Genomic DNA, 16,571 nt, shown 5'->3' on the forward strand with positions numbered 1-16,571 from the left:
ATCCCTTTCACCTCTCAGCACCGAATTTCATAATTTATAATCGCAAGAAGCATAGCGCGTTTTTACAAGAATGCCAGCTGACATCGTGTTAAGATCGCTGTATTCGAGAGAAATTCAACTCGTATAGAGGAGGTATTTCACATGAAGCTGGAATATACGTTCTACATCAACACAAATCCTGAACAGGTATGGGAGGTTCTGTGCGATCCTGAGAAATCATTCTACGCCTTCATGGGCGGGGTCATCTGGTCAAGCTACCAGATCGGCGATGATATCACGTTCGTAGGACCTGGCGCTGATGGCGAGCAAACTGTCCATATTTACGGAAAAATACTAGTATATGAACCGTATCGGATCCTAAGCTATACAGACCACCCTGGGCCATCCCACTATTCGCAGCATGCAGAGATGGAAAGCCGTGTCACTTTAACTCTTGAACAAGTCGGTTCATGTACCCAATTGCATCTTATCAACGATGCGTGGACCGAGGACAACCCACTCTTCGGCAAAACCGAGCGGTTTTGGTGGATGATTCTAAGCAATATCAAGACGATCGCGGAGACCGGAAAATCACTTGATTTTGGGTTCTAATTGTTCATTATTTGTTATACTTCACCCGAATCTCATCCAACTTCGAACGAAGCTCATAGTATGCTTGTACGTCCTTCAAGTCTAGTCCATCCTCTCGTCATCAATTCTCTAACCCTTATTTTAAGTTGATTTCTATTGAATTGGAAGATATTATGGGGTGAGAGATGATTGGAAGGGGAATTGAGAATCTACATGTGGACAATCTTGTCATGATGAATGAACTAAATCGCGTGCTATACCCATAAGCTTACGGGTGAAGTATGCCATTTTATCATCATACAAGGACTGCATGGTGGGGTTGATATATCCATCGACTACGCGGATACCTTTGTGTATCTGCTTTTTTTATTGTTCGACGGAAATAAACCATCTCGATTGACCTACATGATCGCGTCCTCAACCTATGGAGGGATTACGTTATGACACAATTACACCGTCAAATCGCCATCGTTACAGGGGCCAGCAATGACCGAGGTATCGCTGCTGCGATCTGCCGCAAGTTAGCCGCACAAGGAATCGATATTTTCTTTACGTATTGGAAGTCAGAGGCGTCATGGCCTAATACATTACAGCAGGAGATCACCCGTCAGGGCGTTCGATGTGCAAGCATAGAGATTGATTTATCGCAGATCGATGCTCATCTCTTATTATTAGACAGCGTATCGGAACAGCTCGGTTTCCCCACGATCCTGATCAATTGCGCCGCCCATTCCATCGACTCGAACTACATGGATCTCGATGCCAAGATACTCGATGATCATTACTATACGAACGTCAGAGCAACGTCCTTGTTAAGTGTGGAGTTTGCTCGTCGTTACGAGCGATTGAACTTATCCTCAGGTCGAATTATCAATTTAACGTCGGGTCAAGCTCTAGGTCCGATGCCTGGGAATCTGGCTTATGTGGCATCCAAAGCAGCCATCTCTGCGTTTAGTCAATCTTTGTCCGCGGAGTTAGCGCCACTTGGGATCACGGTCAATGTGGTGAACCCTGGGCCAACCGATACGAATTGGATGACGGATGAGATCCGAGATCATCTCCTGCCGAAATGTCCCATGGGACGAATCGGTCTTCCGGAAGATGCTGCGCGTGTGATCGCGTTTCTGGCGAGTGAGGATGCTGGTTGGATCACAGGACAAGTGATTCATTCGGAGGGTGGATTTTATCGGGGTTAGGTTGGCGAACATGAGCGTGCAGCACGGAGCGGACTGGACGGCTAACGAACCCCATGAAGCTTATTTCGTCCAAAAAAGGTGTTTTGAAATCGTAATGAATCTCAGAATCGTTATTCCCATCAAAAGCGCCACATTCCACCTAAAATACACAAAATAACATCGCTGGAGTTCGTTAGCTTGAAAAAGGAGCTATTTTCTGGGCAATACGTATCGTACGATTCGTTAGCGAATAGAGACACCTCATCCACACGACGATCATCATCAAAAAGAGGGGCTCTCGCCCCTCTTTTTACATCACGTTCCGAAGCTCACACTTCTGCACGATCATACAACAGCGATGCATAAAAAGATCGCTTATCCTCTGCAATCCCCTTCACGCGTTCCAGTTGCTCCATCTGCTGATTCAACCAGTCGATATGATGATCCAGTATTGCCATTCTTTTCTGCAACGTTCCTGGTAAATCTTCGATCCCCTCACCATCCTGCTTTAGCAGGCAACCGTCTTCGGTGAACGATGCAATATCTTCGAGCTTCATACCTGTCTGCTTCAACCCATGGATGAACCGAATATACGAGAGGTCTTGATCGCTATATCGCCGAATCCCATTTGGCTTGCCGTCATGCCGTGCAGGGCTGGGAAGAATGCCGATTTTCTCATAATAACGCAAGGTGTATGCCGTAATGCCTGTCATTTGAGATATTTGTTGAATCGAATACATAGACCACACACCCGCTTTCTGTATCAGTTGATCAGTACAATTTTACCGACAGATTGGGATTTCTCTAGCAATTCCTGTGCATATGCCGCTTCACACAACGGAATGCGATGAGAGATGATCGGGTTAATTCGGCCTGCTGCTAACCACGTGAATACCGCCCCGGCATCCTCACGGAACCAGTCCAATCGTTCTTTGCGCAGCGCAGTGATACTGTAGACATGAATTGGTTGGCCTGCATCGGTTGTTCCCAGAGACGCAAGATTCGTCCAATCCTTGACCCAATCTTCTGGCTTGCCATCAGCCAAAACCGAAGTGTAGCCATAACCTACGAACCTCCCTTGCCGGCTTAAAGTCTGAAGCGACCGCTCGAAGTTCGCTCCGCCAACCGGATCGAATACAACATCCACGCCTCCGGGTGTCACCTGCTGCAGTACCTCGACGAAATCCTCTTGCTTATAGTCTATCGGAATGGCTCCGAACTGCGCAACGACATCATGCTTCGACCTCGATGCCGTGCCGTACATCTCCAGCTTCGCTAACCTACCCAGTTCCAGCAATGCGGTGCCGACCCCTCCACTTGCGCCGTGGATCAAGATTCGCTCTCCCACTTCGACCTTCGCAATCCGGTAGAGCATTTGATATGCTGTTACATAGTTCAGCATCGATGCTACCGCGGCGCCGGCATCGACTTCTACCGGCACAGGGACAAGCTCCTCCACCTGTGCATACACGTAATCCGCATAACCACCGACACCATCAAAGAAAGCTGCAACGCGATCTCCTTGGTGATATCCTTCTACCTGCGCACCCACTTCATCAACGATGCCAACCACATCATATCCCGGGGTAAAAGAAGGCAGAGGCGATTTCGGGTATTTCCCCTCTCTTCGCATAATATCAGCAAGCGCAACTCCCGCACTCTGAACACGAACCCTAACTTCCTGCGGCCCTACTGTTCGCAAAGGCTCCTCTATCACCTTGAGCACTTCCGGTCCCCCATAACGCGTTACAATGACACGATGATTCATCATCAACATCCATCCTCCATCGATAAATTTAAGTGATGTCTGGATTATAGAAGTTCGAGTTGACTCGAAGTCAAGCGACTTTCACGGACTTTTATGGTATCCTTATATGTTATGACGTAAATGATCCAAATCCGTTCCATATGAAGGAGACAATATGACTTTTAACGACTTACAATTAAACCCTGCTATATTACAAGCTTTAGCTAAAGAGAACTATACAACGCCAACACCGATACAGGAACAGGCAATCCCCTCCGTGTTAGCCGGCCGAGATCTGCTTGGCTGCGCACAGACAGGGACAGGGAAGACGGCTGCCTTCTCGCTGCCGATCATTGATCGATTACTGAACCAACCGCGTAAATCCGGTTCGATTCGCCCGATTCGTTCCCTCATCTTATCGCCGACACGCGAGCTTGCGATCCAAATCGCAGATAATATCACCGCGTATTGTCAATTTACAGATTTGCGCTGTACGGCGATCGTTGGGGGTGTGTCCCAGCGCGTACAAGAGCGAGCACTCAGCCGAGGAACGGACATCCTAATTGCAACGCCGGGAAGACTCATTGATCTGCTCAACCAGAAGTGCATCCAGTTGCATGATGTGCACACCCTCGTGTTGGATGAAGCCGATCGTATGCTGGACATGGGCTTTATTCATGATGTGAAGCGGATTCTGAGCAAGCTGCCGCGTGAGAAGCAGACGTTATTCTTCTCCGCGACGATGCCACCGGAGATTACGAAATTGGTCAAATCGATTCTCGTGAATCCCGTGAAAGTCGAAATTACACCTGTATCTTCGACCGTGGACCGCATTCAGCAATCCGTCTATAAGGTAGAAAAGGGCAATAAACGACATCTCTTGAAGCACTTGCTGGAGGATCCATCGATCGGCTCAGCATTGGTATTCACTCGGACCAAGCACGGCGCAGACCGCATGGTGCGTGAACTGAAGAAAGCGGACATTACGGCGCAAGCCATTCATGGTGATAAATCGCAGAACGCGCGTCAATCAGCGCTCTCTAATTTCAAGAGCGGCGCAACACGTATCCTGGTCGCTACGGATATTGCCGCGAGGGGTATTGATATCGAGGAGCTCTCTCATGTCATTAATATCGATCTGCCGAACATCCCAGAGACTTATGTTCACCGCATTGGGCGTACAGGACGGGCGGGGATGAGCGGAATCGCCATTTCCTTCTGTGAACAAGAAGAGTTCCCTTACCTGAAGGATATTGAGAAATTAATTAAGAAGCAGATCCCCGAGGTGAAGGAGCATCCTTATCCGATCGGAAGCTTCGTCCCTGCTCCGCAGACCGACAAGCCTTCGAGACCAGCAGGAATGAGGCCTTCCAAACCCAAAGCGCGTACACACGCACCACGAGGCAAGCATCATGCTGGACAACGAACGGTATAAAAGATTAAAGAGTACCTCTCCGAACGAGAGGTACTCTTTTTGTTCATACAGATATACTGCGTTCGCTTGGCATCAAATTTCTAGTAAATTCAATGATCAGCAGCATCTTGTGTGTTCTTGCGATAATCATTCGGCGTGATACCGTTGTTTTTCTTAAATATCCTATAGAAATACGAGCTGTTCGTAAACCCGGTTTTTTCAGCTATTTCAGAAACCGTATAATCGGAAAGGCGCAACAGCTCTTTCGCTTTGTTCATGCGCATTTCACCGATGACATCAGACAGCGAATTAACGGTTAGCTGCTTATACAGCCGGCTTAGATAAATCGGTGATATCGATAGCTGATCCGCGATGAAATTTAATGAAAGATTCGGATCGCTGTAATGCTGAGCGACGATCTCGTGCACTTTGTTGACAAAATCCTCATGTTTCGTGCTGCGTTTCTCCTCCAGCATTCTGCTGATATCTTCGAACAATTTGAAAAAAGGCAAATGGATCTCTTCCATCGTTTCGGCTTGATTCAATGATGAGACGGACATATCGAAGTCAGGCGTAACGATGAAAGCATTATTCTTTTGCAAGGATCTTAAGATGTTGTTGATCGTAATCGTTAAATGAGAAATGACCAGTTGTAGTACCGCAAAGGGATATTGTTCTGTTTCACTTACGATTACGCAGAAAATGCTCTGGGATTCGTCCATACTGCCCTTCATGATACTTTCTGAGAGCTGTTTCTCTTTATGTGCGGGGAAAACATATTCCTTGGATTTCAAATTCATGATGTCTTGCGAAAAGATGATGCTCCCATGTCCCTTAAACAGCCGATGCATGGAAGCTTCCATGATTTGCATGTACGCTCCGGTCCATTGTTCGACCGACTCAATCATCGGACTTGCAGTGAAAGAGACGGAGAGCTTGATGTGATTGAGAATTGAAGTTTGCATTTCATGCATCATGTCCAGCATCGCTTCCTGATTATGTTCCTGCAGCGGATCGCGAATATTCAGGATCAGCAAAATATGATTCTCTCCCATGTCAATGGTCTCAACGCTAAAGGTAGAGAACGCAATTTCTGCGCTAATATTCATGATGGCATACTTCATTAGCTTCAAATCTCCATGATAATGCTCCAACCAATAGGCGTATTGATCGATCTTGAGCAGAACGAGGCATGATGGATGATCTACGAGTAATTTCGATTCAAAATATTGCAGCTTTTCCTGTATAACTCCTGAAAGATTCGTTTCCCGCCCCAATATCGTATTCCTAAGAAAATCTTGCTTCAAAATATACTGATGATCTCGTTTCTCGGCTTCCAGCGTCTTGAACTTGCGAAGGACTTTATCGAACGGAAGGTAAACTCTGTGAGAATAAATATAAGAAACACATAATCCTAAGAGCAGTATACCTCCAATAATATAAAGCGTCCGAAAGCGCATTTTGCTAATGTCATGTGTAATGTTGTCATAAGGAGTTATGCGAACATATCTCCAGCCTAACGTATCCGGAGACGTGTAAGAGATTAATGAACGAACTCCGTTCACCGTATCTACAAAATAAGAAGAGGAATCTGTGTCCGTAAGTATCTTCTGAATATAGCTTAGATCAGATAAATCGGTAAGGATTGGCTTGGTCCTGTTTTTGGAATACAAAATCCCGTCCTTATTCATGATAAATGTCTGTTCCCCTGCAGGATTCCCATTCGTTGGCTCCACGCGTTGAGTTAGCCAAGAGTCCGCAATATTGACAACTACCGCTGTATTTAAGAAGTCATTATCGTTGATGACACTGTAGCACAAGTAGGTGTAGCTGGACACTTTGGTCGTCTCAATGGAACCGATGTTGTACGTTCTCGGAATCGGCTGAAAAGGCTTATATTTTTTGAAATCATTGAAAATATTCAATATTCCTTCGTCGTCCAGCCCGGCTTTCGGTTGGATTCCGTTACGCATGCTATGTGAGCTGATGTAGAACTGTTTGGATTTTGCGTTATATACATAGATGGATTCAATAAATGGCAATGATGCCCGATAATTATCCAATTGCTGCTGTGCGAAGATCGCATCGTAGATGTTCGGATTCTCATAATACAGTAATTTCGATACAGCTGAATCGTTGTAAATTTGTGATGATAGGGAAGTCGCGGTTTCGGTCATCTTGGATACTTCGTTCTTGATCTGGACAAGACTGTTGGAATTGGCATGGTAGACTTGCTTGAGCGCAATATCCTCGAAGTTCATGTACAAGATGGTAGATGTCGCGAGCAGAGTAAGGATCACACAACCAATAAAACTCATTAGGATTCGTGTATATACTTTCTTGTGCTCCCTGGACTCTGGAATAGTCATCAATTATGAAACCCCTTTCAATATGTAATGAAAGTATACAATATCAATTAATGGCATTCAATTATTGAATTTGTAAAGGGTGCAAATGTAGAAAAGATTCATGAAAGTACACAAAGTTCACTCCCGAAAAGTGCAGTTTTGTCAGCGATATGCGGCAGGATACAGTATATTTGTCCGAACACTCTAATCTACACTGTGAACATAGCAAGCAACACACTTCATATGGGGGAGGCCGTAGGACATGTTAAAGAAGAGAGGCTTTTTTTACGAATTGAACAAAAATAAAGTCATGTTTTTAATGCTGTTGCCGACAGTTCTGTTCTTCTTAATTAATTCCTATTTTCCGATGGTCGGTATTTATTATGCATTTACAAGTTATGATTTTGAAGGTGGTTTATTCGGAAGTCCGTTTGTCGGACTCGATAATTTCAAATTTCTTTACCAATCAGGGGATTTATGGAAGCTAACGATCAATACAGTCGGATACAATGTTGTGTTCATCATATTAGGTAATGTAATGGCGATTGCTGTAGCTATTCTGATAAGTGAAATTCGAGGTAAGTGGTTTAAGAAATTTACCCAATCGATTATGTTTTTGCCGTACTTTATGTCATTTGTTCTTCTTAGCGTAATAGCATTTAACATGTTTAATTTCGAATCGGGATTCTTTAATCAGGTTTTAAAATCGCTGGGGATTGCACCGGTAGATATTTATAATACGCCTTGGGTGTGGCCGATTCTTATCACTATTTTTTATATATGGAAGAACCTCGGCTACAGTATGATCATTTATTTGGCCGCAATTATGGGGATCAGCGACGAATATTATGAGGCTGCCAAAATTGACGGAGCTAATATTATGCAGAGAATCTGGCACATTACCGTACCGATGCTTAAGCCAACCTTTGTGATTCTCTTATTATTTGCGCTAGGCAGTATTATGAAGGGACAGTTTGATCTATTCTATCAACTTGTCGGTAATAACGGTCTACTATTTAATGTCACGGACATTATCGATACGTATGTTTACCGCTCGTTGAAGGTGAATTTTGATATCGGTATGGCTACGTCAGCTGGCTTGTATCAATCGCTGTTCGGATTTGTACTTATTATGACGGTGAATTATATCATCAAAAAAATTAACGAGGATTATGCCTTGTTCTAGACGGATATAAAGGAGGGATTACCTTGAAAGATAATAATGCCGGCATGTCGTTGTTGTTCAGAACGTCATCCTATTTGATCATAACACTGCTTTCAATTGCTTGTATATTTCCGTTTCTACTTATGATTTCGGGTTCATTCACATCGAACGAATCCATTATCCGAGACGGATTTCATCTGATCCCTAAGGTATTCTCATTAGAAGGGTACAAGATGATCTTCACATTTCCGGACCAGCTGCTGAAAGCTTACGGTGTAACGATATTTGTAACGGTTGTTGGAACGGTGACTGGATTATTCCTCATCACCATGACAGGATATGTTCTGCAGCGGAAGGATTTTAAGTATCGCAACAAGTTCTCCTTCTTCATTTATTTCACCACATTGTTCGGTGGCGGACTTGTACCTTGGTATATCATGATCACCAAATACTTCAATTTGTCTGACACGTATGCAGTTCTTATTTTGCCAGGATTGATGACGCCGTTTCTGATTATATTGATGAAAAACTTCATAAAATCTGCTGTTCCCGAGGAATTATTCGAGTCGGCCAAAATTGATGGGGCGGGCGATTTCAAAATTTACTATAGCATTGTGCTTAAGTTATCCATGCCGGGCGTAGCAACGGTTGGGTTGTTCTTGGCGCTGACCTATTGGAACGACTGGTTCTTATCTTCGCTGTTCATTAATGACACGAGCATGTACCAGCTGCAGTACTACTTATACAATACAGTCAATACGATGCAGTTTTTATCGAATATGGCGAGCGGTACAGGTGTTACCCTTGCTAAAGAAATTCCGACGGAATCTACCAAAATGGCCATGGCACTTGTCGTTACAGGTCCTATCGTGTTCCTATACCCGTTCGTGCAGCGGTATTTTGTAAAAGGGTTGACGATTGGCGCGGTGAAAGGTTAGTACCGAGGTGAACAAAGGTATTGTTGTTTGCATTCGGCTGACATATATTATGTTATAGGGGGAATAGGTATGGTAAAGCGCAGAATATTATCGGTATGCATGATCATGACGCTCGCTGCAAGTATGCTTGCAGGGTGTGGCACTAAGGAGAAAGACGCCAGCAGTACAACGACTGACAGCACGCAGACGAAGGACAATGGAACTCAAGCTACCACACCCGATACCAAGGACACTAATCCGGCAGGTATTGATACGTCCAAAAAGGTCGAACTCCAATTCTACATGCTGGGAGACGCACCGAAGGATTTGCCTATCATTCAGGAGGAAATCAACAAGCTTGCCTTAAAAGATTTAAACGCAACGGTGAAGTTCAATTTTACGACATGGACAGACTGGGAACAGAAATATAAGCTTCTGTTGTCCTCTGGACAGCCAATTGACCTAATCTTTACAGCAGATTGGACGTTTTATCAGGGTTATGCGAAGAAAGGTGCCTTCCTTCCGTTAGATGATCTACTGCCAAAGGCTGCACCGAAGCTAAATGAGTTCGTGCCGAAGAACATGTGGGAAGCTGTCAAAGTCAACAAGAAGATTTACACCGTTCCTGCAACATGGAAAGAGTATGTTAACGAAGGGATTGCTTATCGAGAAGATTTGCGCAAGAAATACAATTTGCCAAAGCCGGAATCGATTGAAACTTTAGAGCAATATTTGGATGGAATCCGTAAGAACGAGCCGAATATGCTTCCTTTAGCTGACAATCAAGGGTATCAAACAGATGCAATCATTCAATTAACTACCAAGGTCATTAACAGCAGTGGTAACATTCCATATGGTCAGTTTATGACGTATGATAATCCAAGAGATATCACTTCTTATTGGGGTTCTCCGAAGCATCTAGAAGATTTGAAAATGTACAAAAGATGGGCTGACAAAGGGTATTGGCCGAAGAACGTCTTGAATATAAAAGATAGTGGTCATGATGTGTTTGCAAGCGGTAAGGCCGCAGCCGTTCTAGGTAGCGAAAATCCGAACCGTTTCAACGATTCCGTCATCAAAATCAAATCGACCCACCCGGATTGGGAGCTTGGTTACTTCCCTTATCCAAATGCGAAAGGGTTTGCATCGCCGGTGCATCCGATCCACAACGGCTTCGCGATCCCACGCAGCAGCAAAAATCCAGAGAGAGCACTTGCATTCTATGAAAAAATGGTAACAGATAAACGGTACAATTGGCTGACGCAATACGGAATTGAAGGCAAAAACTTCGAAGTTCAGGATGGAAAGTATTACCATATGCTCGGTGACGCGCAGTCGAACGGCTTCCCGAGAGAAGGTATGCAGAGCTGGGCATGGAGAAATCCGGAGTTCATGCTGTTTGATAAGAGCTTTGATGCTGTGTTGGATATGTTCAAAGAATTCGATAAAATGGAGAGACCAGAAATTTTCCAAGGGTTCCCTGAGGATTGGACATCATACCAAGCTGAGAAAGCAGCTGTCCTGCAAGTAGAAAAACAATATTTATATCCGCTTAACGTAGGTCTTGTTGATGACGTTGAGGGTGGCTTGAAAATATTCATGGAGAAGGCAAAACAAGCTGGACTGGACAAAATCCAGGCAGAATATAAGAAGCAATGGCTTGCATATTTAGATGAAATCGGCAAATAACATTTAGACAGAAGCCACAACCGGACGGTTGTGGCTTTTGGTCTGTGATTCTCGCCGTGGCTTCACATCCGAGGCTGTATTGCGCTTGCATCGCATCCATTTTACGCTGAATATATAACGGCTTTCCCCGAGCTACTTCACATAGACGTGCATCAGCGGGAGCTTGCGATCGGGGAATACCGTAGATGTAATCTCTCCAATTCGCTTCGCTCCCATTTTGGCATAGAACGCTTCGGCATAAGGATCGCTATCTAATGTAAATTCTGCAATATGCAGCGCCTTCAACTTGCTTAACAGGTCGGACCACATCTGCTTGCCGTAGCCCTTCCCGATATGCTCCGGGTCAATAAACAACGCATCCAGCTTCTTGTCCTGGACCGAGAAACTATAAAATGCTATAAGTTCGTTATCTCGCTCCATGACATTCACAAGATGCTGCTCCAAATAGGCTGCGGTTACCGTCAGATCATCTCTACATTTCGCAAGGAAGTCCTCGGAATATCCCCAGTGCGCTTTGGACCGATAGGCTAGGTTACTTAGGTTGTGGCAATCTTCTGTCATGGCTTTGCGTATCATCATGGCTTATCTCCTCTGTTATGTATAAAGATCCCCGTTATTCGAGTGAATAACGAGGATCTTGGGGTTGATTATTTGCGCGCTACGATCATAAATCGTTCGGAGTTTGTTCGAATTCCTCGATCGCACTGATGCTCCTTGATGAACTGATGGAGGATCGTATAGTCCATCTGGTCCTGACCGAAGTTCGGAATGATCGGCGTATGCCTCAATAGGAATAGGAGATCTTGAACGGATTCATAGTAATCCGTCGCATCATATTCATAGACTTGAATGTCCTTCAAGCCTGCGTCCCTTAACTCTTGGATATATCGACGCTGCAAGGTGCCATGCGAGATTCCCCAGGATTGCCCTCTTCCGAACGCTTGCTTCAAGTTCCATTTGTCTCGTTCACTGACCTGCTGTGTGAAGAAGATTCCGTCGTCGGCCAGTACTCTAGCAACCTCTTGCGCATGAAATTCAGAGTGCCTGCAAGAGACGATATTGAACAACCGATCTGGAAAAACGAGTCGCTCCGCATCCATTTGATGGAAACGTACATTGGATTTCCCCACTCGTCTTAAGTTGTTCTCTGCCGTCTTCATCATGCCAGATGAACAATCTATGCCAATTGCGAGTAGTACGGCATCCGCAATGGTTAACAGCGCTTCTCCTCCACCCGTACCGATATCCAGGAGGAGATCCGACTTTCTGCAGACCCTCGTGACTTCTTGATAGAGATCCCACTGTATCCCTTCCGAGACCACTTTCATCCTGCTGAAATCCCAGCCGTTCATTGCTCCAACCTGATCATAAAATTGTCGATATTCTTGTTCATTCATGTCTAATTCTGCCACCTTCCAAAATGATTCATATACAAACGAAAAAGCCTGCCAATTGACCTTAGTGGATATTCTCCGTTATGCAAAAGGGCATACGACCCCCTTGATAGCTGGTACGCGTGTTACCCAGCCCGGAGACTATCTACCTCGAATCATTTGGAAAGCCATGTTCCGTTCACCTCAATTTGGAAGAATACTTCAAGTATAATCGGTAGGGTGCTCTACATTCAAGTGAGCGGGACGGTCGTTACACGCCCATACGGCTTCTTACCGTGACCATGGTCTCCTGTTTGAACGCATCGATGTCCTGCATCAATTGCGTGATCGTGTCGTTATATTTATGCTGCAGCGACGAATCTTTCAAAGACACTAGATTGATCTGAGCCGTCAACAAAGCCGATTGTGCCGCAGCCTCGAGCAAGATCGCGCTGATTCCTAGATCAGAGAGCACATGCGGATTGCAACAATCCGCAATTCCCTTCGCGTACCGCATCCCCGCAAGACAAGCTTCGATCAGACGGATCGGCACATCAATCGCCTGAATCGTCGCTTGTTCCAGCGCCTGTTTACGTGCTTCTTTCTCCGATTCGGAGTTCCGCGGCAGCTTGAGAGCGGCCACGTACTGCTCGAAGCAATCCATATCCTGCGCAAGCAGTTGTTCATAGATTGTCGTGAGCGTGTTCACCCGCTCTAATGTCTCATGGATCTGCTCCTGATAAGCTGCATATTTCTCTCCTTGCGAGAGGTTGCCTACCATCGAGGTCATCGAGGCCCCTAATGCCGCAACAAGCGCAGCGACACTGCCTCCACCCGGTGTAGGACTTGAGCTCCCCGCTTGTTCTATAAAAGTCCGAATGGATTGATCCCATTGGTTCGTACGCATGATTAACGCACCTCCTTCTGCAGACGGATGGCTTTCATGAGATTCTGATAGAGAATGGCCGTCGTTAACGTCCCGACGCCGCCAGGTACGGGGGATACGGCTTGTACATGTGGAGCCACGTCAGGCGAAATATCTCCGACAATCTTCCCTTCATCCGTTTCATTAATGCCTGCATCAATGAAGACGAGCTTCGCATGCACCATATTCGGTTGAATCATATGCGCGCGCCCTACCGCTGCAATCGCAATATCCGCATGATGCAGATGCATCGCAAGATCTGGCGTTCTCGAATGGCAGACTGTCACAGTCGCTTGTTCATGCTGAAGCAGATGGAAGAGCGGCAATCCTACCGTCTGTCCCCGACCGATCAAGGTCACATTCTTCCCTTCCAATGGATAGCCGTAATGCTTCAGGAGCTGAATGCAAGCCTGCGGCGTAGCCGGATAGAGTCCCACTTCCCCTGTAATGGTCGCTCGCTGATTGCTCGGGGTCACCCCATCAATATCTTTCCATGGTGTGATCGCATTCACGATGGTTGTCGCCGATAGATGCTTCGGCAAAGGGAGCTCCAGCATAATCCCGTGTACCGCCGGGTCAGTATTTAACCGTGCGACTTGCTGCATAATCTCTTCCTCATGCACCGCTTGCGGGTATTCATAGAGATCGAATGCAATCCCGATCCGCTGTGCAATCTTCTGCTTCGACTGCGCATAGTATGCGGATGCCGGGTCCCCTTCCACCAGGATGACGGCTAGCCGAGGCTCGTGCCCTTTCCCCTTCCATTCTTCTACATGCTGCTTCACGTTCTCATACACTTGGTCTGCTGCTTCCTTCGCCTTCATTATTGTCGTCATTTCGACAACCTCCCTATTTGAATAAAATAAGAAACAAAAAAAAGCATTCACAGCAGACTCGTACCATACGAATCTTCTGCAAATACTTTTCCCCAGGCGAACGGATCGTTAGAGCGGGAGGCTTCCTCGTGGTTCATTCCACTCATTTTCGCCAGTCACATCCCGCTTTTTTTCTTATTTTAGCAGAGATGATCTTAAGATGCACCCCTTGATTCTCAGATGAGACGTACTCTCCGCTATTGACACCCAATTTTGGAATATGGTATATAGAAATAAGAATTAGCACTCATTCATCCAGAGTGCTAATCACCCTTGCAGCCGTACTACATAATCATAGCAGCAACACATATCTGATTTTTTAACCTTGAAAGGAGATTTATACATGACTAAGAAGCAATTTCAAGCCGAATCCAAACGATTACTCGAAATGATGATTAACTCCATCTATACGCAGAGAGAAATTTTCCTGCGTGAGTTAATCTCGAACGCGAGTGATGCCATTGACAAAATGTACTATATGGCCCTTAGCAATGACAATCTTGTTTTTGACAAAGAGAATTATTTCATTAAGGTCACTGCGAACAAAGAAGCTCGTACGCTTACGATTACCGATACGGGGATCGGGATGACGAAGGAAGACCTTGAGAACAATCTCGGCGTGATCGCGAAGAGCGGATCGCTAGCCTTCAAGAAAGAGAACGAAGCGAAAGACGGACACAACATCATCGGTCAATTCGGCGTCGGCTTCTATTCGGCCTTCATGGTCGCAGACGAAGTGAAGGTATACAGTAAGGCTTTCGGAAGTGACGAAGCTTATGTATGGGCATCAGCAGGTGCTGACGGCTACACGATTGAGCCATGCGATAAGGCTACAGTGGGAACGGAAATTGTCCTCAACATCAAGCCGAATACGGAAGAAGATCAATACGATGAATATGTAGAGGAATATCGCCTCAAATCCATCATCAAGAAATATTCCGACTTCATCCGCTACCCGATTAAGATGGATGTGCAAGGAAAGCGTCCAGTTGAAGGCAGCGAAGAGCTTGAGGATTACCAAGAAGAGCAGACGATTAACAGCATGGTGCCGATCTGGCGCAAAAATAAAAACGAGTTAACTGCCGAGGATTACGATAATTTCTATGCGGAGAAACGCTACGGATTCGACAAGCCGCTGAAGCATCTTCATATCAGTGCAGACGGTGCTGTCGTCTATAATGCGATCCTCTACATTCCTGAGAGTACACCTTTCGATTATTACACGAAAGAATATGAGAAAGGCCTTGAGCTCTACTCTAACGGTGTATTGATCATGAATAAATGCGCAGACCTGCTGCCGGACTACTTCAGCTTCGTCAAAGGTTTGGTCGACTCCGAAGATCTTTCCCTCAATATTTCCCGAGAGATGCTGCAGCATAACCGTCAACTGAGCTTGATCGCGAAGAATATCAAGAACAAAATTAAGAGTGCATTATCTAGCCTCTTGAAGGATGACCGCGAGAAGTATGAGCAGTTCTTCAAAGCCTTCGGCAGACAGCTAAAATACGGTGTATACAGCGACTACGGCATGAACAAAGAAACACTGCAAGACCTGCTGATGTTCTACTCTTCCACCGAGAAGAAGCTGGTTACGCTGGATGAATACATCGCGCGTATGCCGGAAGATCAGAAGTACATCTACTACGCAGCAGGAGAATCCGTCGAGCGGATCGAGAAGCTTCCACAGACCGAGCTTGTGGCGGACAAAGGCTACGAAATCTTGTACCTCACGGATGATATCGATGAGTTCGCGATCAAGATGATCATGAATTACAAGGAAAAAGCCTTCAAATCCGTATCCAGCGGCGATCTTGGTATCGAAGCAGATGCGAACGATAAAGCTGCAGAAGCGGAAGAACAGGATAATCAAGCTTTGTTCGACCATATGAAGACGATCCTCGCTGGCAAAGTGAAGAACGTCAAAGCTTCGAAACGCTTGAAGAGCCATCCGGTCTGCCTCTCCACGGAAGGTGAGCTCACGATTGAGATGGAGAAAATCCTTAGCGCTATGCCGAACAGCCAAGATGTTAAAGCCGACAAGGTGCTTGAAATCAACGTCAACCATGATGTGTTCAAATCGCTCAAAGACGCTTATGCTGGAGATCAGGAGAAGTTAAACCTGTATGTGAATCTTCTCTACCACCAAGCACTGCTCATTGAAGGATTGCCGATCCAAGATCCGGTTGCCTTCACGAACGATATCTGTAAAGTCATGGTGTAAGAACCAAGTAACACAAAAGGCAGTTCCCACAATGTGAACAGCACCCCGTCAAGTAGACAGTACAAATAATAAAAACAGTTAAGCGGCCTTGTTCCTGAATTCCATCGGACTAAGGCCGTTTAATTTTGCTTGTAATCGTTCGTTATTGTAAA

Annotated in this window: 15 protein-coding genes and 1 riboswitch; of the genes, 7 read left to right on the top strand and 8 right to left on the bottom strand. The window is 45.5% G+C overall.

Annotation, left to right across the window (positions count from 1 at the left end):
- Nucleotides 1-141: 141 nt before the first annotated feature.
- Complete coding sequence (locus AC3WU2_RS22460) at nt 142-591, top strand: SRPBCC domain-containing protein (protein ID WP_492457218.1); 450 nt, start codon at nt 142-144, stop codon at nt 589-591.
- A gap of 419 nt (nt 592-1,010) precedes the next feature.
- Entirely contained in the window at nt 1,011-1,766 is a 756-nt protein-coding gene (locus tag AC3WU2_RS22465; protein ID WP_492457219.1) for an SDR family oxidoreductase, read from the top strand.
- A 308-nt stretch (nt 1,767-2,074) separates the two neighbouring features.
- Here the strand turns inward: AC3WU2_RS22465 and AC3WU2_RS22470 are convergent, their stop codons facing one another.
- Both AC3WU2_RS22470 and AC3WU2_RS22475 read right to left on the bottom strand, forming a co-directional pair.
- Entirely contained in the window at nt 2,075-2,485 is a 411-nt protein-coding gene (locus AC3WU2_RS22470) for a MerR family transcriptional regulator (RefSeq protein ID WP_492457220.1), read from the bottom strand.
- Nucleotides 2,486-2,508: 23 nt separating this feature from the next.
- Nucleotides 2,509-3,516: a medium chain dehydrogenase/reductase family protein gene (locus AC3WU2_RS22475; protein WP_492457221.1), complete on the bottom strand. Its 1,008-nt coding sequence runs from the start codon at nt 3,514-3,516 to the stop codon at nt 2,509-2,511.
- Between the two features lie 151 nt (nt 3,517-3,667).
- On the opposite strand from AC3WU2_RS22475, the gene AC3WU2_RS22480 reads away from it, so the two are divergent.
- A complete protein-coding gene (locus AC3WU2_RS22480; RefSeq protein WP_492457222.1) occupies nt 3,668-4,927 on the top strand; it encodes a DEAD/DEAH box helicase in 1,260 nt (419 codons plus the stop codon).
- Between the two features lie 89 nt (nt 4,928-5,016).
- Here AC3WU2_RS22480 and AC3WU2_RS22485 read toward each other — a convergent pair whose 3' ends face one another.
- Nucleotides 5,017-7,275 carry a helix-turn-helix domain-containing protein gene (locus AC3WU2_RS22485; RefSeq protein ID WP_492457223.1) on the bottom strand — a complete coding sequence of 753 codons (2,259 nt, stop codon included), beginning with the start codon at nt 7,273-7,275 and terminating at the stop codon, nt 5,017-5,019.
- 241 nt (nt 7,276-7,516) lie between these two features.
- Here AC3WU2_RS22485 and AC3WU2_RS22490 point away from each other — a divergent pair, with 241 nt between their 5' ends.
- The 3 genes from AC3WU2_RS22490 (at nt 7,517) to AC3WU2_RS22500 (ending at nt 11,025) form a co-directional block, all read left to right on the top strand.
- Nucleotides 7,517-8,440: an ABC transporter permease gene (locus tag AC3WU2_RS22490; RefSeq protein ID WP_492457224.1), complete on the top strand. Its 924-nt coding sequence runs from the start codon at nt 7,517-7,519 to the stop codon at nt 8,438-8,440.
- A gap of 44 nt (nt 8,441-8,484) precedes the next feature.
- A complete protein-coding gene (locus tag AC3WU2_RS22495) occupies nt 8,485-9,357 on the top strand; it encodes a carbohydrate ABC transporter permease (RefSeq protein ID WP_492457237.1) in 873 nt (290 codons plus the stop codon).
- A gap of 69 nt (nt 9,358-9,426) precedes the next feature.
- The gene (locus AC3WU2_RS22500; protein WP_492457225.1) at nt 9,427-11,025 is read left to right on the top strand and encodes an extracellular solute-binding protein; all 1,599 of its coding nucleotides are present in this window, start codon (nt 9,427-9,429) and stop codon (nt 11,023-11,025) included.
- Nucleotides 11,026-11,157: 132 nt separating this feature from the next.
- Here AC3WU2_RS22500 and AC3WU2_RS22505 read toward each other — a convergent pair whose 3' ends face one another.
- The 4 genes from AC3WU2_RS22505 to AC3WU2_RS22520 form a co-directional block, all read right to left on the bottom strand.
- Nucleotides 11,158-11,604: a GNAT family N-acetyltransferase gene (locus AC3WU2_RS22505; RefSeq protein WP_492457226.1), complete on the bottom strand. Its 447-nt coding sequence runs from the start codon at nt 11,602-11,604 to the stop codon at nt 11,158-11,160.
- A gap of 68 nt (nt 11,605-11,672) precedes the next feature.
- Nucleotides 11,673-12,422, bottom strand: a complete 750-nt coding sequence (locus AC3WU2_RS22510; protein WP_492457227.1) for a class I SAM-dependent methyltransferase — start codon at nt 12,420-12,422, stop codon at nt 11,673-11,675.
- A gap of 247 nt (nt 12,423-12,669) precedes the next feature.
- Nucleotides 12,670-13,305, bottom strand: a complete 636-nt coding sequence (locus AC3WU2_RS22515) for a cyclodeaminase/cyclohydrolase family protein (RefSeq protein ID WP_492457228.1) — start codon at nt 13,303-13,305, stop codon at nt 12,670-12,672.
- A gap of 2 nt (nt 13,306-13,307) precedes the next feature.
- On the bottom strand, nt 13,308-14,159 hold the full coding sequence (locus tag AC3WU2_RS22520; protein WP_492457229.1) for a bifunctional 5,10-methylenetetrahydrofolate dehydrogenase/5,10-methenyltetrahydrofolate cyclohydrolase: 852 nt from the start codon (nt 14,157-14,159) through the stop codon (nt 13,308-13,310).
- Nucleotides 14,160-14,242: 83 nt separating this feature from the next.
- Nucleotides 14,243-14,328, bottom strand: a riboswitch (ZMP/ZTP riboswitch).
- A gap of 213 nt (nt 14,329-14,541) precedes the next feature.
- On the opposite strand from AC3WU2_RS22520, the gene htpG reads away from it, so the two are divergent.
- Nucleotides 14,542-16,419 (top strand): molecular chaperone HtpG, encoded by a 1,878-nt coding sequence (gene htpG, locus AC3WU2_RS22525; RefSeq protein WP_492457230.1) that lies wholly within the window; start codon nt 14,542-14,544, stop codon nt 16,417-16,419.
- Between the two features lie 78 nt (nt 16,420-16,497).
- On the opposite strand, the gene AC3WU2_RS22530 is transcribed toward htpG, so the two are convergent.
- On the bottom strand, nt 16,498-16,571 hold a 74-nt coding region (locus tag AC3WU2_RS22530; protein ID WP_492457238.1), incomplete at its 5' end, for an IS3 family transposase.

The organism is Paenibacillus sp. EB106-05-06-XG162 (assembly GCF_058791655.1).

What these genes read in the sequence shown, in the direction of transcription:
- AC3WU2_RS22460 (WP_492457218.1), top strand. Translation starts at nt 142, where the DNA reads ATGAAGCTGGAATATACGTTCTACATCAACACAAATCCTGAACAGGTA.
- AC3WU2_RS22465 (WP_492457219.1), top strand. Translation starts at nt 1,011, where the DNA reads ATGACACAATTACACCGTCAAATCGCCATCGTTACAGGGGCCAGCAAT.
- AC3WU2_RS22470 (WP_492457220.1), bottom strand. Translation starts at nt 2,485, where the DNA reads ATGTATTCGATTCAACAAATATCTCAAATGACAGGCATTACGGCATAC.
- AC3WU2_RS22475 (WP_492457221.1), bottom strand. Translation starts at nt 3,516, where the DNA reads ATGATGAATCATCGTGTCATTGTAACGCGTTATGGGGGACCGGAAGTG.
- AC3WU2_RS22480 (WP_492457222.1), top strand. Translation starts at nt 3,668, where the DNA reads ATGACTTTTAACGACTTACAATTAAACCCTGCTATATTACAAGCTTTA.
- AC3WU2_RS22485 (WP_492457223.1), bottom strand. Translation starts at nt 7,275, where the DNA reads ATGACTATTCCAGAGTCCAGGGAGCACAAGAAAGTATATACACGAATC.
- AC3WU2_RS22490 (WP_492457224.1), top strand. Translation starts at nt 7,517, where the DNA reads ATGTTAAAGAAGAGAGGCTTTTTTTACGAATTGAACAAAAATAAAGTC.
- AC3WU2_RS22495 (WP_492457237.1), top strand. Translation starts at nt 8,485, where the DNA reads ATGTCGTTGTTGTTCAGAACGTCATCCTATTTGATCATAACACTGCTT.
- AC3WU2_RS22500 (WP_492457225.1), top strand. Translation starts at nt 9,427, where the DNA reads ATGGTAAAGCGCAGAATATTATCGGTATGCATGATCATGACGCTCGCT.
- AC3WU2_RS22505 (WP_492457226.1), bottom strand. Translation starts at nt 11,604, where the DNA reads ATGATGATACGCAAAGCCATGACAGAAGATTGCCACAACCTAAGTAAC.
- AC3WU2_RS22510 (WP_492457227.1), bottom strand. Translation starts at nt 12,422, where the DNA reads ATGAATGAACAAGAATATCGACAATTTTATGATCAGGTTGGAGCAATG.
- AC3WU2_RS22515 (WP_492457228.1), bottom strand. Translation starts at nt 13,305, where the DNA reads ATGCGTACGAACCAATGGGATCAATCCATTCGGACTTTTATAGAACAA.
- AC3WU2_RS22520 (WP_492457229.1), bottom strand. Translation starts at nt 14,159, where the DNA reads ATGACGACAATAATGAAGGCGAAGGAAGCAGCAGACCAAGTGTATGAG.
- htpG (WP_492457230.1), top strand. Translation starts at nt 14,542, where the DNA reads ATGACTAAGAAGCAATTTCAAGCCGAATCCAAACGATTACTCGAAATG.